This is a genomic window from Sphingomonas koreensis (assembly GCF_002797435.1).
Taxonomy (GTDB): domain Bacteria; phylum Pseudomonadota; class Alphaproteobacteria; order Sphingomonadales; family Sphingomonadaceae; genus Sphingomonas; species Sphingomonas koreensis.
Window position 1 is genome coordinate 2,189,939 of the sequence record NZ_PGEN01000001.1, and the last position, 16,559, is coordinate 2,206,497.

Genomic DNA, 16,559 nt, shown 5'->3' on the forward strand with positions numbered 1-16,559 from the left:
GGAATGTCATGAAGTTCGCAGCAGGCCTGCTCACCGGCGCCGCGATCGTCGCGGCGATCGCCATCGCCCAGCCCGCCAAGGCACAGCTGTTCGGCAAGAAGGGGCCGAGGGAGGACTTCAGCGCCTCGCTTCCGGTCGCGCCCGCCGCCGCCGCGCCGGCCAATGGGTCGATCTTCCAGGCGAGCGAAGGCTATGCCGCACTGCACGAGGGCACGCGCGCGCGCCGCGTCGGCGATCCGCTGACGATCGTGCTGGTCGAGCGCACCAGCGCATCCAAGTCCGCAGGCTCGCAGCTCGACAGCGGCGGCGGCTTCGGACTTACCCCGCCCAGCACCGGCGCGCTGTCGCTGTTCAAGGAAAGCGACGCCAGCCTCAGCGGCAAGCGCAACTTCAAGGGCGCGGGCAGCGCCGACCAGTCGAACGCGCTGTCGGGTGAGATCACCGTCACTGTCGCGGCAGTCTATCCCAACGGCACCATGCTGGTTCAGGGGCAGAAGCGCGTGACGCTCAACCGCGGCGACGAGTTCGTCCAGATCAAGGGCGTGGTCCGCGCGACCGATATCGATGCGAACAACCGCATCGCCTCCACCCGCGTCGCCGATGCCCGCATCGCTTACACCGGCAAGGGCGATGTCGCCCGCGCCAGCCGTCAGGGGTGGCTCAGCCGCTTCTTCTCGGTCATCAGCCCGTTCTGAGGAAACCGCACATGACTCGATTCCTCATCGCCCTGCTCACCGCTTTCCTCTTCGCCCAGCCCGTCGCGGCCGAGCGGATCAAGGATCTGGGCGCGTTCCAGGGCATCCGTTCGAACCAGCTGACCGGCTATGGCATCGTCGTCGGCCTGCCCGGCACGGGCGACGACAATCTCGAATATACCGTCCAGTCGATGAAGGGCGTCACCGCCCGCTTCGGCTTGGCGCTGCCGCCTGGAGTCAACCCGGCGCTCAAGAACGCCGCGGTGGTGATGATTACCGCCGAGCTGCCGCCCTTCGCCAAGCCGGGGCAGAAACTCGACATCACCGTCTCGTCGATGGGCAAGGCCAAGTCGCTGCGCGGCGGCACGCTGGTGCTGACCCCGCTGATCGGTGCCGATGGCCAGATCTATGCGATGGCACAGGGCAACCTCGCCGTTGGCGGCCTTGGCGCGGAAGGCGCCGACGGGTCGAAGATCGTCGTCAACACGCCCTCCTCGGGCCGCATCCCCGAGGGAGCGACGGTCGAGCGCGCGGTCGAGACCGGCTTCGCCGACACGCCGATGCTCACCTACAATCTCGCCCGGTCGGACTTCACCACGGCGCAGCGCGTCGCGGATGCGATCAACGGTCGTTTCGGTTTCGGTACCGCCCGTGCGATCGACGGCGTGTCGGTCGCGGTGATGGCCAAGCCCGGCGCGGACGTGCGCGCGCAGATGATGAGCGAGATCGAGAATCTCGCCGTCGATGCCGCCGAAGCGCCGGCCAAGGTCATCGTCAACGCGCGCACCGGAACGGTGGTGATCAACTCGGCCGTCCGGGTCAGTCCCGCCGCGGTAACACATGGTAAACTGACTGTTCGTATTGATGAAGCGCAGCGCGTCAGCCAGCCCGCACCGTTCAGCCAGGGGGAAACCGCCCTCGAACAGCGCAGCACGGTCGGCGTCGAGGAGGAGAGGCGTCCGATGTTCCTGCTGGACCCGGGTCCGAAGCTTGCCGATGTGGTCAAGGCGGTGAACGCGATCGGCGCGTCCCCGGCCGATCTCGTCGCGATCCTCGAGGCCCTGAAGCAGGCCGGCGCGCTCAAGGCGGAGCTGATCGTCCTGTGACCGAGTTTCGCGCGCCTTCTCCTGCAACGCTCAAGCTGGCTGGTACGGTTTCCACCGACACCTCTCGCCTCGGCACGCGCGACAATCTCGACAAGGCGGGCGAGCAGTTCGAGGCGATCTTCACCAAGATGATGCTCGCGTCGATGCGCAAGGCGAAGCTCGCCGACAGCCTCTTCGAAAGCCAGGCGCTCGACCAGTTCCGCGATATGCAGGATCAGAAGTTGGCCGAGAACATGGCCGCGCATACGCCGATAGGGATCGGCAAGGCGATGACCGCATTCCTCGCCAAGGCGGGAAGCGTCACGGAAGCCGCACCGCCGGCGGAAGGTAAGCCCGAATGACCGACATGCTCTCGATCGGCGCCAGCGGCGTTCGCGCGTACCAGACCGCGCTGACCACGACGTCGGAGAATATCGCCAATGCAGGCACCGCGGGCTATTCGCGCCGCGTCACCGGCACGCGCGAGATCGCCGCGCCCAGCGACGGCTCGAACCGCGTGCTCAACGGCCTCGGCGTCACCGTCTCCGGCATCACGCGCTCGGGCAGCGACCTGCGCAACGCCGAAGTCCGCGCCGCCGGGTCCGATCTCGCGCGGAGCGAGGCGGGGGCAGTGTGGCTCGGCCGGATCGAAGGCGCACTGACCGGCAACAAGCTGGACGAGCGCCTGACCGCCTTCTTCAATGCCGCGACGGCGCTCGCTGCCGATCCTTCGGCCAGCGCCCCGCGCGCGACGATGCTTCAGGCTGCCGCCAGCCTCGCCACCGCCTTCTCGGCGACTGGCGCCGCGCTCGACGGCGCGCTCGCCGATCTCGACGCCAGCGCCGGCGCGATGGCCGGTCAGCTCAACAGCCTCTCGGCCAGCCTCGCCAAGGTCAATTCGGCGCTCGGCCGCGCGTCGCAGGGCACCAGTTCGCAGGCAGCCCTGCTCGACGAGCGCGACCGGCTGCTCGAATCGATGAGCGCGCTCACCGATGTCAGCGTCAGCTTGGACACGGCCGGCCGCGCCACCGTCAAGGCTGGCGCAGGCGGGCCGCTGCTCGTCCAGGGCGAGCAGGCCGCGGTCGCGACTTATGCGCGGGGACCCGACGGCGCGACCTCGTTCGCCGTGTACGGCATCGACGGCAGCCATGCGCTTGCGCCCGGCGGCGGTGCGCTGGCGGGCGTGGCCGAGGGCGCTGCACGCATCGCCGATGCCCGCGACGCGCTCGACCGGATCGCCGTCGATCTCGCCAACGGCGTCAATGCCGTCCAGGCAGGCGGCGAGGATCTCGACGGCGATGCCGGTACGGCGATGTTCAGCGCCACCGGCGCGTCGGATTTCAAGCTCGTCCTCGACGATCCGCGCAGGATTGCCGCGGCGGCGCCGGGCGGCGGCGAACGGAACAACGGCAACCTCGCTGCGCTCGCCACGCTCCGCAAGGAGGGCAAGTTCGAAGGCAGCCTGACCACGCTCACCACCGACAATGCGAGCGCGCTCGCAGCGCGCCGTTCGATCGCCGAGGTGCAATCGACGATCCGCTCGAACGCCGCGGCCGCACGCGATTCGATCGCGGGCGTCAATGTCGACGAGGAAGCGGTAGATCTGATCCGTTTCCAGCAAGCCTATCAGGCGTCGAGCCGCGTCATCCAGGTGGCGCGCGAAACGCTCCAGACCCTCTTTGATATCCGGTGACCGCAATGCGTGTGACGACCGCCCAGAGCTTTGACCGACCGTCGCTGCTGATGGCCAGCCTGAACAGCCAGGCCGACCGGTTGCAGACCCAGGTCGCGACCGGAAAGAAGATCCTCGCGCCGTCGGACAGTGCGTCGGGCTGGCAGCAGCTGTCGGGCCTCAAGCGCGCGACCGCCGACGACGGCGCCTACACGTCCAACGTCAAGATGGCGCAGTCGCTGCTCGCCGCGACCGACGGCGCGCTCGAAACGGTCGAGACCCAGCTCCAGCGCGCCAAGACGCTCGCGGTACAGGCCAATAGCGACACCGTGACGCCGGAGGGGCGCGCGGCGATCCTCAAGGACGTCCAGGCGATCATCGCCGATCTGCTCGGGGTCGCGAACACCAAGGACAGCCGCGGACAGCCCCTGTTCGGCGGCGCAGCCGGCGATTCAGCCTATGCGCGCCAGCCCGATGGCTCGATCGCCTATGTCGGTCAGGGCGAGGCCGCGACGATCCCGGTCGGCGAGGGTGTCGATATCGCCGCGACCGAAACCGGCGCGCGCGCCTTTGGCGGCATCGCCGGAGCCAATGGCACGACCGACATGTTCGCCATCCTCAGCGCCTTCGCCGCCGCGCTCGAACCCGGCGGCGAAACGGGCGGGATCGAAACCGCGATGAAGGATCTCGACGCTGCGCTCGACCAGGTCGGCACCACGCGCGCCTCGGTCGGCGCGCGCGCTTTCCGCATGGATCTGGAAGCCGATCGCCTGACCGATGCCGATGCGGCACGCGAAACGACCCGTTCGGGGATCGAGGACGTCAACCCGGCCACGGCGATCGCCGAGCTGCAGAAGACACTGACGATCCTCCAGGCGACGCAGGCGAGCTTCAGCAAGCTCACCAGCCTGTCGCTGTTCGACTATATCCGCTGACGCTCGAACGTCTCGGCACCCGGTGCAGGCTGGTGCGGGACGTACTCAGCATTGCCGAGCACCAAAAGACCCGGTTTATTAGGTCGCGAACTCATAACTCGATAAGGGGGTAGCGGGTGGCGATCCGGCGCCAGTCCTTCAGACGGCCGAACATGATCTCGATGCGGCTTCGACGCCTGTAACGGCGTTTGTCGTATTTGATCGGCTCATTGCGGGATTTCCGGCCTGGGATGCAAGGGCCTGATCCCCTTTCCTCAGGGCGTCCCTGAACCAGTCGGCATCATAGCCCCGGTCGGCGAGCAGCCATTGCGCTTTGGGCAATTCATCGAGCAGTGCCGCTGCGCCGATGTAATCGCTGATCTGACCGGCGGTCATGAAGAAGCTTAGCGGACGGCCGTTGGCATCGGTGACGGCATGAAGCTTGGTGTTCATGCCGCCTTTGGTGCGACCGACCAGCCCTCCGAGATCCCCTTTTTACCGCCAGACTCGAAGCGGTGCGGTACGCCTTCAAATAGGTCGCGTCGATCATCCCCGTCTTGCGCTCAGCCCCCGCGGTCGACAGCCCTTCCATTATCCGGGCGAAGACGCCCATCTCGCCCCACCGCTTCCAGCGATTGTAGAGCGTCTTGTGCGGCCCATAGCTGCCGCCGATGATCAGCAACCGGCTGATCGTGCGCTCGCCCATCTTCGATATGCTGCCAAGCCGCTGCTTGCGCCGGTTGAGTGTTGGCGAGGCGCGAGGCCGAGCCAGGCGGCGAAGTCGCGGCTTTTGGCGAACGTCTCGACGGGCGGAGCCAGCGCGATGATCACAGTGGCGGCGATGGGACCGATGATGCGCACCGTCACATGCCTCGAGCGCGACTACGCAAGCCGGTTGTGTCGCGAAGAAGTCGAGCAGCTTGGCTCTCGCCAGCTAGCGGCTGAAGACCATCGCACCACGCTCTTCGGCGCCACCCCATCAGCTTCCATTGAGTTGTGCGTTTCCGGCCGGATGTCGGGCGAGTTGTGACGTCCAGCATGTCCCGTGCACCATCGACATGCCCGGCGCGTTTGCGTCCCGCAATCAGTAGGAAATTGCCCTCGCGTAGTTTCTACAAATTCATGAAAATCTATATCGATATACTAAAATCAGGTTCACCAAATAGTATTGCAGTTATGTATTATATAATATGTTTGCGATTTTTCGTGATGGATTCAGTGTCGTTTCCGTGAATATATTACATCCTATAATGTTATGTTCCTTGTCCGAAATGGACTATTTGGAACATAATTAAATTGTAATGTTGGCAACGGGTAGTATTCGTCATAAGCAGCTGGACGCGTGAAAGTATTTTAGGGGTTGAGTCGATCCACCCCATGAACATGGCGCGCATTTGGGCCTCTGCGTTGGTTTCCTTTGGGGAGAAGGACATGGAAGCGTTACCGGAGCTGTCGACGACCGATCTCGATACGTTGCACGACCTGTGGCAGGGCCTCCCGCCCGGACAGACCAAGGCGCTGGATCCGCGTGATTCACAGCAGAATCAGGCCATTCGGATCAGCCTGGAAGCCGGCGGTTTCACTGCGGAGAAATATCCGGCCTTGTTCGCGGCGCTCGACACCGCGCCTCCCAGCGATCCGCCCGCGGATGCGCTTATGCTGGTCGATGCCGGTCCTACTGCGGATGGCAAGGCGACGGCGACAGTCTGGACCTCTGCCGGCGGCGATGTGCTGATGCTCGGCGGCGTGCTCTTCGCGTTCGATCGTGAAACGGGCGCATTGGTGGCCTGTGGCGAGAACAGCGCGCTGTCCAGCGGCTTCCTGAGCTGTCCCACCCGCGGCGCGCTAGCCGCCGCAGCCCCGAGCGACGGCATGAAGCTCCTGCAGCTGAGCCACGCCACCGATCCGGCCGGGAACAGCCGCTTCTTCGCCATGGCGACCGAGGCCGACACCGGCCAGGGCATCCAGGCGACCGTCACCCAGCCGGTGATCTCCAAGTCCGGCCATACCGTGGTCGAAATCTGCGTCGGCCGGATGAACGGCTACCAGAACAACGACTGCGACTATATCTACCTCAATCCGAGCAGCGTCGGAAACATCACCCAGCCCAATCTAATCTGCCCGTTCGTCGGCAGTGCAGCGCTGTCGGGGACGCCCAACCTTTCAGCGCTGACCGTCAGCAACCTGCTGACCAACATCGTCGTCGACGATGGCAGCGGCGGTTCATGGACGATCCCGCGGGACTCGCAATACACTACCGATACGGCGCTGGTGGCCGGCGTTCATCAGGGCAGTCCGCCCAATGTCGTGACCTGGTCCTATCCCTATGACGGACCGAACACCTATTACGCCAACACCGCGTCGCTGGTGTATCAAGTGTCGAACCTGCAGTCCGAAATCGTCAGCTATTTCTACTTCATGTTCGACATCCCGATGCAGAACGGGCAGCCCAACCAGACCTTCTACGTCTGTTCGAAGAACTCGCCGGAAGCGCATTCGGTAAACTGCACCACGATCGATAACCTGATGTTCTGGTGGCACTGCGCCGTCCAGGGGACGCAAGTGACGCTTGAGAGCGGCGAGACGCTGCCGATCGAGGAGATCAACAACGGCCACCGTGTGAGGAGTGCCGATGGTCGCGCCTGGCAGGTGCGTGCGACGCGGCACGGTGCGCATCAGTCGGGCGGCGATGCCAGCGGCACCGCGGCGGTCTACACGCTGGAGACCGACAACGGGCTGTCGCTCAGCGCCAGCGGCGCCCATCTCATCGCGATGGCCGACGGCTCGTTCGCCCAGATCTGCGACCTCGCAGAGGGTGACGAGGTTCTGACGATCGACGGGGCGGCGAGCGTCACCGGCAACAACGTCATCCCGTATGACGGCTTCTGTTACTCGCTCGCGATCGGCAGCGTCGATGAGGTGACCGGCAGCGATTATCCGACCGATGCCGCCGTCTATTTTACCGGCGGGATCGGCAGTGGCGATCACCTGGCGATGCGGTCGCACACGCTGAAGCGGCGCAACGACCTTGACGCCATTCTCGCGCGCGCGCCCGAACACCTGCATACGGATTGCAGGTCCGCCTTCGCGCATCGCCGCTTCTGATCCACCGCTGACCCGAGCCGCCATGGGCCGCACACGCGTCCCCATGGCGGCCGGCCAAGCATCCAGGCCCTGAGTTCCGGCCCGCCATTCAGGCCTGTTCATCGAGGGGAGAATCGGGATGACCAGCCCGGCCGACATCATCTCCAGCATCTACTATGTCAGCCCCTATGCGACCCTGCCGCCAGGGCGCGGGACCGCCGGCCTGACGGTCAACGTCAAGCAGTCGAGCGTGCCCACGACACCACCCAATCTTGTGCTGGTGATTCGGTTGCGGCTGGCGAACGATCCGATGGTGATCGGCGTGTCGGCTACGTCGGGCGCAGGCACCTCGCCGATCTACGCGCTCTACCAGCCCTCCTTTCCGCTTTCCGCGACCACCAGCTACCTCGTGGATCTCATCTGGGTGCCGCAGGGTACGTCGCCCGACGGCATCGACTGGAGCGAGGCGGTTGCCACCGCGCCGGTCACGGCCGCCCTGGTCACCGTGACGAGCGCCAGCTTCGACGGGCAGAACGTCACCGCGTTGCTCGATTATGGCCAGAGCAGCTTCCAGATCGGGGCACAGCTGCTGGTCTATGGCTATTCGGGCGGCGTCTGGGCGTTCGCGGGCAGCGCGAATGTCGAGGGCAGTACCGCAACGGTCGGGGTGTCCGGCTATCCGGCGCCCTATCGCATCTATGCGACCGCACTGATCCCGGCGGTGAACCCCGGCGGCGCCGGCAGCTTTGCCGCGCCGTTCAGCCAGGGGCCGTTCAGCCCGCCGCAGACCGTCCCGCAGGCCGCATCTTCGCTGATCCAGGCGGACTATGACGGGGCGGCTGTCTCGCTCGTCTGGGGGCTCGACGGGGTGCAGGGCGCGCCGATCCCGCAAGGCAGCCGGGTGGCGGTGCAGGTCAGTGGCGCCGAGATTGCCGGCTTTGACGGCGGTCCGACCTCGGCGGGCTTCGGGGTGGCGACGGACGCTGCGTCCGGTGTCACCGCAGTCGTCCAGACCCAGGCGCTCGCTATCGGTGCGGCGCCGCTCAGTATCCCGCTGATCACGGCGGCACCGACGGTCAGCAACGTCGCGATCAACGGCGCCGCGGTCGAGGCCAGCGTCACCACCAGCGCAGCGGCGAGCGAGGGTTGGCTGCTGCGTGGCGACGATGTCGTTGCCGGGCCGGTGGCGGCGGCCAGCGGCAAGCTGACCTTCACCTATGCCGCGAGTGGCGCTGTCGGCCTGACCGTGGTCGCGCGCGGCAAGTCGAGCGACGGCAAGACCACCGGTCCGCGCAGCGCGCCGGCGACTTTGCTTGCGACAGCGCCCGCGCCCGTTGCCGTCACGATCCAGACCGATCCGTCGAACAGCGCCAACTGGCAGGTCGCCTGCCATTGGGCGCCGCTGCCGGACAGCCCGTCGAGCGTGGCCAGCTATACGGTCAGCGTCATGCAAAGCGGCAGCGCCACGCCGCTGGCGACTGCGACGACCAGCGGGGTGGCGGCGGTGCTCAGCTTCGCCAAGACGGCGATCACCGCGGGTGCGACCCAGACGCTCTCGCTGCTGGCAACCGGCGTCAGCGGCGGTACGTCGCCTGCCGCGGCCCAGCCGCTCGCCTTCGTCACACCGACGCTGGCAACGGTCACCGCCAGTGCCGATCAGCTCGCGGTGGCATGGACGGCGCCCACAGGGCTTCCCGCCGGGCCGGATGCGGCCTATGCAATCAGGGTCATTAACGGCGCTGGTGCAGGCGCGAACCAGACGCTGCTCGTTGGCGCGCCGACCGGCGGCACCGCCGCAGCCGTACCGCTGGCGGGCCTTTCGGTGCCGGCTGGCGGCAGCGCGGTTGCCATGGTCGATCTGCTCTTGGGGCCGGTGCGTGTCATTGCCGACCGGTCGATGGCGGCCGGCCAGCAGGCGACCGCGATCCTCGCCGCGCCGCGCATCGCGGCGGCGACGACCAACCCCGCGACCGGACTGGCCACGTTGAACTGGGCGGATGCCGGCACTGGCATCAGCTACGTGCTGCAATTCTCCGACGGCACGAGCCAGTCGAGCAGCACGACAAGCTACACGCTGACCAGCGCGGCCGGGGTCGATGCCGGGCTGCGCTATCAGGTCGCCTCGACGCAGACCGCCAACGGCGTGATCGTGACCGGTCCGTACAGCGCCGCGGTCGCAGTCCCGACCGCGGCGGATACGCTGGCGGCTGCACGCTATGACGGGATCGCGGTAACCGCCAGCTGGGAGGCGCATGGCAGCGCGGACGCGCATATTCTGTCGATCTACGACAACGCCGCCACTGCGACCGCCGCTGCCAGCGTGACCGTCAACGGGACGGCGGGCTCGCTCGCTTTCGCGGCGGATCCGGCCAAGGCCTATTCGGTCTATGTCCAGCCGGTCACCGCCGAGGGGGTCGGTCTTTCGGCCAATGCGATACCGTTGTTCGCCCCGGCCTTTTTCCTGAGCCAGCAGCCGGCGGCGAGCGCGACGCCCTATGCCTATCCGGCGACGGCGCAAGCCAATCTGGGCAGCGATGCGGCCAACCCGCCTGCGGAGGCGATCACCCTCTATCTTCCGCAACTCGGCCTGACGACGGACGCGCTCGGCCCGAATCCGATCGTCAGCGGGCCGTTCACGGTCGCGGCATCGGGCGACGCCGATCTGCCGTACAAGCTGACCATCGCAGCCGACACGGCGGTATGGAGCTTCGACACCACCTCGGTCCGTCCGGCGCTGCAGACGGACTATGTCCAGCTGCTCACCAGCCTGGAAGCGCCGGGGACGGGGCTGGCGGGGGCCAGTCCTTACGGCATCTACCTGGTGCAGAATGCGATCGGGCGGATGATGCCCCAGACCTTCGACGAGCAGCTCTACTATAATTACGGGCTGTCGCTCTCGACCAGCGCGGGCAGCGCTTATGTCGACCTGCGTCCGGGAATGGTGCTGCGCGTCGTGCTCAGCGACTATGTCAGCATCAACGAGCAGTCGCTGCCGACATGGCTCAACGGCTATGCCGGCGCCACGGTGTTCGACTTCGAGGTTGGCAGCTATCACACAAATGGTGCCTGGCGTGTCGGTTTCGACGGGTTCCTGAACCAGCTGGCCTCGCACAACGCGCTGCAGGTCCCGGCACCGTTCAAGAGCACAACGGGCATGGGCCAGTCGGGCGTGGCGGCGGCAGCAGACCTTTACTATCCGCAGTTCCAGCAGCCCTATTTCCGCGCGTTCGTGCCGGCCACCTTGCTCTCGCCAAGCAGCACGACCAACGCCAACCAGACCAACCTCAACTTCGCCATCGTCGCGGCGGCGAGCTTTACCGCGATCAACGGCGCGACCCCCAATCCACAGCAATATGCCACCGCCTATTTCCGGGGACGAAGCACATTGGAAGCGATGATCCGGGTGCGTGTCGACGGCGGCGAGCGGCTGGTTCCAGTCGGAACGAGTCTCGGTAATCTGCTCGAGCAACTCCAGCGAAGGCCGAACGCGGCAGGCCGGAGCGGCGGTCTGCGTCTGCTGCGCGCGAGTGGCCCAGGCCAGACCGCCACGTCTGCGGCGGGCAGCCTCGCGGCGCAGCTGGAGGTGATGCTCGATTGGCAGGGTGGGGTGGTCTACACAGCGGGCAGCGGGCTGGACGGTTACTCGCTGCCATTGCTCGCGGGCGACCAGATCCTGACCGCTGGGTTCTGATCCCTTGCCCTCGGTTCCGGTCTTCGAGCAGCAGGCAGGCAGCCGGATCTTCGCGCTGTCCACCAGCGCACAGGCCGGCGCGCCCGGCTTTTGGGCCGGCTATTGCGCGGCGCCCGGCTCGTCCCTGTCGGGCACGCTCTCGACGACGCAGATCTGGCAAGACAAGGGCGGTACCTATCTGGTGCTGGGTACGACGCCCGCGGACTGGGCGGTGTTCCTCAGCGGGTTCGATGCACTGCGCCCCAATCTCGCGCCGCCCGAACAATTGCGGCTGCTCTGGATCGAGAATCCCGATGCGCCGATGATCCAATGGCGCCTTACTGTGCTTCAGGCTCAGGCCCAGGGCTCGGGTGCCACCATCACGTGGCGCACGATCAGGGCGACCGGCTTTCGGCTCGGCTATTACGGGCTGGAGATCGCCGGCCTCGGTGCGCTGACCCAGATTGCGGACAACGCCGGGGGCGGTATCGCCTTTGCAGGCGGGGGCGCATTCCTCGGGCCTGACGGCGATGCTGCGTTCACGGCGGATACGCTCGCGATGCCGTTCGATGGCGCGGCCGTTGCCAGCCTGACCGGCCAGTTCACGGTCCCGGCGGCACCGGCCGGCCAGAATGCGGAATCGATCTGGAACCAGTTCGGGATCGGCCTTTGCTACGCCGCTCCGCCGCTCGCGCTCGACAGCGAGGTGACGCCGCAACAGATCGCAGTGCAGAATGCGACGCGGCTGCTGTTCCAGAGCGTGTTCGACGGCCAGCCGACGGCGATTTCCGCTGCGCTCGCCTTTGACCCGCTCAACCCGCTGGCCGGTGCGCGTACCCATGTTTCGCTGGCGCCCGAGATCGGGGATGAGGCGCCCGCGCTCGCCTCTTTTCTTCGCACGACGCTGGGTTATCCGGTCACGCTGACTCCGCTCGCCGCCGCCGGGGGCGCGCCCGATGCACGATTCGTCTTCGGCGCCGCGCCGGTTCAAGGAAGCAGCCGCGACGACGGTATCCTTTATCATCTCAGTCCCGATGGCGCGTTCCAGATCGGCGTGGTTCCGCCCGAGGGTGGGGCCGCCGCCCCCTATCAGCTGCTCACCGGCCTTTCGGGGCTCGAATATGTCGAGATCTCTGCCAATAGCCACCAGATCGTATTTGCGGGCGATAACCCGGCCTTCGCCATTCCCGCCGGGGACGGGGCGCCCGACGCACCGACGGTCGCAGATGCGCTGAACGATACCGCCACCACCTCGCACGCTGCCATCCTGCCGGTGGGGAGCGCGAGCGACGCCGTCTATTTCGCGCAGCCACGCCAGGCGCCGATCTTCTCGGGCAAGAGCCAGATCGCCGCGAACTTCCTCGATTTCAACCCGATGCCGGCGGCGACGCTGACCGCGTCGGGGACGCCGCCGGTATTTCCGTTCGGGGCCTATGCGGGGCTGAGCAGCGGCAGCATCGCCCTTGCCGAGGAACTGGAGAATGCGAGCATCGCGCCCTACCGCCATTTCCAGATCGATACCCATTATGGCGAGCGCGCCAAGGCACGTCACGCACTTGCGGCGGGGAAGGAACCGCCTTCGTTCGGCCCGCTCCGGCGGGTCCGGGACGAAGCCGATCCGCTGGGGGTGACCCCCCAGGGCCTGGTCGTCGAGTTGACCCCGGACTATCAGGACTATGACGGCGTCTACATCGCCAATATGCCGAACACCGATTATCCGCGCCTCGACTTCACGGTGGTCACCGGCAATTTCAAGTCGGCGCTTCAGAGCAACCAGCTGTTCTTCGTCGCGGCGAACCCCGATGTGCTGATGCAGGCGACCTCGGTCCGCTACGAATTGCTGGAAACCGCGCTGAACACGGCTTTGCTGCTGGCAAAGGGCGTGCCGCAATCCATCGTCACCGCCGTCTATGCGGCGTTGAACGGCAAGACCCAGCCCTTCGACACCGAAGCCGATTTCGTCGCCTGTATCGGCGTGGCGGCCACGCCAACCTATCTGCCGGTCTATCTCGCCATGGCCGGGCTGTTGCAGGCGCAGATGGACGGCTGGACCTTCCAGGTTTCGCCGCGCGCCTGGCGACCCTGGCGGCTCGGGCTCGACGAGGGTGGCCCGAACGGCGAGCTCGAGGCGACGGTGAACAGCCCTACCATGATGCTCGCCAAATTCTGCAACCGGTCGCTGTCGGACCTCGTTGCCGACAGCAGCAGCTGGCTGTGGCCCGAGGTCGCGGTGCCGCCGATCGCCGGCGGGACGATCGGCCAGACGCAGCGGCTGATCCTCGACATCTTCGCCAGTGCGGCGACGGCCGAGGCCGGCTCACCCTATCGGCGCTTTTTCGACGATGTTGTCGACAATTCGGCCTGGAACGGCTTCCTGTTCCTGAACGCACCGGTCGACATCGCCGAGATGCCCGCCGACCTGCTGTTCCTGACCGCAGGCATCGATACCGATCGCTTCTATGCGCACCATCTCGGCCTGTCCCAGACGCCGTTCGTGGTCGCCGGCACTCAGCCGACGCTTCAGAATACAGCCGCCTTCGGCCTTATCGACTATAACGACCCGGTCGACCTCTACAGCGAGGAGACCGTTGCGTTCGACTTCAAGACGCTGCAGCTGCGCGCCAGCTTCGCCAATTCGGCGTTGACGGATTTCTCCGCGAAGGCCGAGCTGCTGGCGAACCGGCTCTTCTCGGATTTCCTGACCAAAGCGCAGACCGAGCACGGCAACAACCTGGTGCTCGACGGTGGCTATCAACGCGTGGGAACGGTTGCGGTCTACAGCTTCGTGCTCGAGGGCCTGAACAGCTATGGCACCCGCGCGTCGGTACTGTCGACGATCGACGTCTCCACCGTAGCGCTGCAGACCCGCAGTGCCGGTAGCACCGCCGGCCAGCTCGTCACCGATTTCACGCTTTCGGGCACGCTGCAGTTCGGCGCGCCGCAGGCATTCGACCTTTATTCCTTCGGTCCCGAGCGCGTCGCCGAGGGTGTGCCGACCGATTCCACCGTGGGCCTGCGCTATAGCGGACTCGTCGTCTCGATGCAGTTCGCGCTGGGTGGCGATGCGGCGAGCAAGCAGTTCCGCGTGGACGAAGGCAATCTGTCCTTCGACCTGGCGAACAGCAGCGTGCGGGCACAGTCGCTCGTCGGCCATTTCCCGCTGGCGCTGAACGGGCTCGTGGCTGTGCTGCCGACGGAGGACCAGGAACGCCAGTCGGACACGGCAACGGGCACCAGTCCGGAGGACGTCGGCTTCACCTCGGTCTCCGCGCCACTTGAGCAGACGCCGCTTGCCGCGCCCTGGTACGGGCTGCGCTTCACGCTCGATCTCGGTACGTTGGGGGCGCTGCTTGGCAGTGTCGGTATCGGCGTGGAAGTACTTGCTGCCTGGCAGCCGGGAGCGGAGCCGAAGTCGACGCCGCCGCAATATCTCGGCCTCAAGATCGACACCGGCCCGGCCGAGGGCGTGCAATGGCCGTTGCAGGGCGTTCTGAGTCTCGGCTTCCGCAACTTCCAGTTTCTCACCTATATCGATGAGAACGACGCCCTGGTCTATCTGCTGCGCCTGCACCAGTTCACGCTTTCGGTCCTCGGGTTGCTCAATTTCCCGCCCGGCAACAACGACATCGTCCTGTTCGGCAATCCCGACCAGAGCGGCAGCAGCAAGCTGGGCTGGTATGCCGCCTATGCCAAGGACACGAAGGAGGAAGAGAAGGCGCAGGCAAGACCGGGCCGGGTTCGGCTGGCGGCGCCCGCGGGTGGCGAGGTGGAACCGGCCCCGCCGCCGCTGCGCCGGCATGAGAAGCTCCGCCAACTCCGCAACGCGCGGTCGGGACGGCGCTCCCGGGGGGGACCACAATGACCAAGGCCAGCAAGATCGCAGTGACCATGCTCGACGTGGGTCAGGGCTCGGGTACCTTTGTCGAGATCTATACGGGCACCAAGATCACCGCGACCGCGCTTCTCGATCTCGGTTCGGAACGTGCCAAGGACGAGGCCGGCGGCCCGTCGGTCGACTATCTCGTAAAGCAGCTCACGTCGATGACCAAACCGCGGATCGACTTCTTCTCGCTGTCCCACAGCGACAGCGATCACATCAATCTGGTGCAGGATCTTCTCGCCTTCTTCGATCCGCCCGGTACCAAGAAGCCCAAGAAGCCGATCCTGGAGATCGGCAGCGTCATCTATGGCGGCCCGCGCGTCCTCTACGCCAAGCACAGCGGCACCAACGTCCTCACCTCGATCGAAGCCTATCAGCCCAAGGGGACGACCAAGCCCCAGCCGCTGCCGTCGAACAACTCGTCCTTCTATGGAACGGCGCCGATGTTCGCGAAGGACGAGGTTGAAATACGCCTTCTTGTCGGAAATCATGTTTCGAGCGAGCCGCGTACGGTAAGAAAGAAGATCGGCGACAAGCAGTGGCGAACGGATAGCTACTCGCTGAACACCTATTCCCTCATCTTTGTCGTCGCGTTCGATGACTGGGAGTATGTGATAACTGGCGACGCGACCGGCGCAACGATTGCTCAAGCCAACTATATCATAAAGAATCAATCGGTTAAGTTTGCCAATGTCGCGGCGATGACGATGCCGCACCATTCCAGTGAGCCCACGACCTTCGGCCTCACCGCGAGCCGCACCAAGCGCCAGAGGGAGAAGGAGCGCGTTCCCGATGCCGCCAAGAAGGTCATCGACGCGTTCGCCGCCAGCGTCGCGCCGCGGACGATCCACGCCAGCGCGGAGGATGTCGGCAGCTTCCGCCATCCCTCGGCGTTCGTGATGAGCTATTTCTGGGACTATGTGGACACGACGTCATGGTATGACGACCCGGTGCTGACCGGGAACCAGCATCTCTACAATGCCTATTTCATGGAAGAGGACGATTTCAATATCGTCCTTGAGGAGATCGACCCCAAATCGAAGAAGAAAAAGAAGCGGACCGAGAATCTGCCTCCCTTTGACGACTGGTGGACCTTTGCAACCCAACACGCCATTTTCACCAATCGCTATTATGTCCGTCCCCAGGCCTATGATCCTGCAAAGAACGAGACGGCGACGTTTCCGCCCGATCCGGGCAAGGTAACGAGCATCCCGAAATCGGGTGCCACCACCAGCCCGCCTTTCGCCGTTGCCTGGCGCTATACGAGCGTCGCCTCGACCGGGAACACCGACCTCGAACGGCTCGTGAACCGCAAGGACGGCGACGATTTCGTCGCGGTTCCGGTCATGAGAATGACGAAGGATCGGGGCGCGGCAGGGAAAGCGCGACCCGTTGCCGATGCCCCCGCGGCGCTCGACACCACACCCAGCCGGACGATGGCATTACGCCCGCCTGCCCGCATTGCCGAGCTGCATGCGGGCGGCGAGCACTCCCTGCATGTCCGGCCGCTGCGCCGGCTGAGGCAGATCGATGTCTGAGCGCGGGCTTCGATCGCGAGG

10 protein-coding genes and 2 pseudogenes are annotated in these 16,559 nt (G+C 65.8%); 10 read left to right on the forward strand and 2 right to left on the reverse strand.

Annotated features, from left to right (window positions below; translation table 11 throughout):
- Positions 1 to 8: 8 nt before the first annotated feature.
- The 5 genes from BDW16_RS10330 to flgL are packed head-to-tail and all read left to right on the forward strand — an operon-like array spanning position 9 to position 4,387.
- Entirely contained in the window at positions 9 to 695 is a 687-nt protein-coding gene (locus tag BDW16_RS10330; protein ID WP_100362746.1) for a flagellar basal body L-ring protein FlgH, read from the forward strand.
- A gap of 11 nt (positions 696 to 706) precedes the next feature.
- Positions 707 to 1,801 (forward strand): flagellar basal body P-ring protein FlgI, encoded by a 1,095-nt coding sequence (locus BDW16_RS10335; RefSeq protein ID WP_066581023.1) that lies wholly within the window; start codon positions 707 to 709, stop codon positions 1,799 to 1,801.
- On the forward strand, positions 1,798 to 2,142 hold the full coding sequence (locus BDW16_RS10340; RefSeq protein WP_066581020.1) for a rod-binding protein: 345 nt from the start codon (positions 1,798 to 1,800) through the stop codon (positions 2,140 to 2,142). Before BDW16_RS10335 ends, BDW16_RS10340 begins: the two co-directional genes overlap by 4 nt.
- Positions 2,139 to 3,473 (forward strand): flagellar hook-associated protein FlgK, encoded by a 1,335-nt coding sequence (flgK, locus tag BDW16_RS10345; RefSeq protein ID WP_066581019.1) that lies wholly within the window; start codon positions 2,139 to 2,141, stop codon positions 3,471 to 3,473. The genes BDW16_RS10340 and flgK overlap by 4 nt, the downstream gene beginning before the upstream one ends.
- Before the next feature lie 5 nt (positions 3,474 to 3,478).
- A complete protein-coding gene (gene flgL, locus BDW16_RS10350) occupies positions 3,479 to 4,387 on the forward strand; it encodes a flagellar hook-associated protein FlgL (protein ID WP_066581017.1) in 909 nt (302 codons plus the stop codon).
- 109 nt (positions 4,388 to 4,496) lie between these two features.
- Here flgL and BDW16_RS10355 read toward each other — a convergent pair.
- Both BDW16_RS10355 and BDW16_RS10360 read right to left on the reverse strand, forming a co-directional pair.
- A pseudogene (locus BDW16_RS10355) lies at positions 4,497 to 5,027 on the reverse strand (IS5 family transposase); the annotation flags it as partial.
- Positions 5,028 to 5,239 (reverse strand): annotated as a pseudogene (locus tag BDW16_RS10360) (transposase); the annotation flags it as partial.
- On the opposite strand from BDW16_RS10360, the gene BDW16_RS21490 reads away from it, so the two are divergent.
- The 5 genes from BDW16_RS21490 (at position 5,190) to BDW16_RS10380 (ending at position 16,538) form a co-directional block, all read left to right on the forward strand.
- Complete coding sequence (locus BDW16_RS21490) at positions 5,190 to 5,396, forward strand: hypothetical protein (protein ID WP_066581575.1); 207 nt, start codon at positions 5,190 to 5,192, stop codon at positions 5,394 to 5,396. The pseudogene BDW16_RS10360 and the gene BDW16_RS21490 overlap by 50 nt on opposite strands.
- A gap of 401 nt (positions 5,397 to 5,797) precedes the next feature.
- The gene (locus tag BDW16_RS10365) at positions 5,798 to 7,471 is read left to right on the forward strand and encodes a Hint domain-containing protein (RefSeq protein WP_066581572.1); all 1,674 of its coding nucleotides are present in this window, start codon (positions 5,798 to 5,800) and stop codon (positions 7,469 to 7,471) included.
- A 118-nt stretch (positions 7,472 to 7,589) separates the two neighbouring features.
- A complete protein-coding gene (locus BDW16_RS10370) occupies positions 7,590 to 11,141 on the forward strand; it encodes a hypothetical protein (RefSeq protein ID WP_066581571.1) in 3,552 nt (1,183 codons plus the stop codon).
- A 4-nt stretch (positions 11,142 to 11,145) separates the two neighbouring features.
- The gene (locus BDW16_RS10375) at positions 11,146 to 14,982 is read left to right on the forward strand and encodes a hypothetical protein (RefSeq protein ID WP_066581568.1); all 3,837 of its coding nucleotides are present in this window, start codon (positions 11,146 to 11,148) and stop codon (positions 14,980 to 14,982) included.
- Positions 14,979 to 16,538: a ComEC/Rec2 family competence protein gene (locus BDW16_RS10380; protein WP_066581565.1), complete on the forward strand. Its 1,560-nt coding sequence runs from the start codon at positions 14,979 to 14,981 to the stop codon at positions 16,536 to 16,538. Before BDW16_RS10375 ends, BDW16_RS10380 begins: the two co-directional genes overlap by 4 nt.
- Positions 16,539 to 16,559 lie beyond the last annotated feature (21 nt).

Excerpts from the sequence above, each read along its gene's own strand:
- BDW16_RS10330 (WP_100362746.1), top strand. The coding sequence starts at position 9 with ATGAAGTTCGCAGCAGGCCTGCTCACCGGCGCCGCGATCGTCGCGGCG.
- BDW16_RS10335 (WP_066581023.1), top strand. The coding sequence starts at position 707 with ATGACTCGATTCCTCATCGCCCTGCTCACCGCTTTCCTCTTCGCCCAG.
- flgK (WP_066581019.1), top strand. The coding sequence starts at position 2,139 with ATGACCGACATGCTCTCGATCGGCGCCAGCGGCGTTCGCGCGTACCAG.
- flgL (WP_066581017.1), top strand. The coding sequence starts at position 3,479 with ATGCGTGTGACGACCGCCCAGAGCTTTGACCGACCGTCGCTGCTGATG.
- BDW16_RS21490 (WP_066581575.1), top strand. The coding sequence starts at position 5,190 with ATGATCACAGTGGCGGCGATGGGACCGATGATGCGCACCGTCACATGC.
- BDW16_RS10365 (WP_066581572.1), top strand. The coding sequence starts at position 5,798 with ATGGAAGCGTTACCGGAGCTGTCGACGACCGATCTCGATACGTTGCAC.
- BDW16_RS10370 (WP_066581571.1), top strand. The coding sequence starts at position 7,590 with ATGACCAGCCCGGCCGACATCATCTCCAGCATCTACTATGTCAGCCCC.
- BDW16_RS10380 (WP_066581565.1), top strand. The coding sequence starts at position 14,979 with ATGACCAAGGCCAGCAAGATCGCAGTGACCATGCTCGACGTGGGTCAG.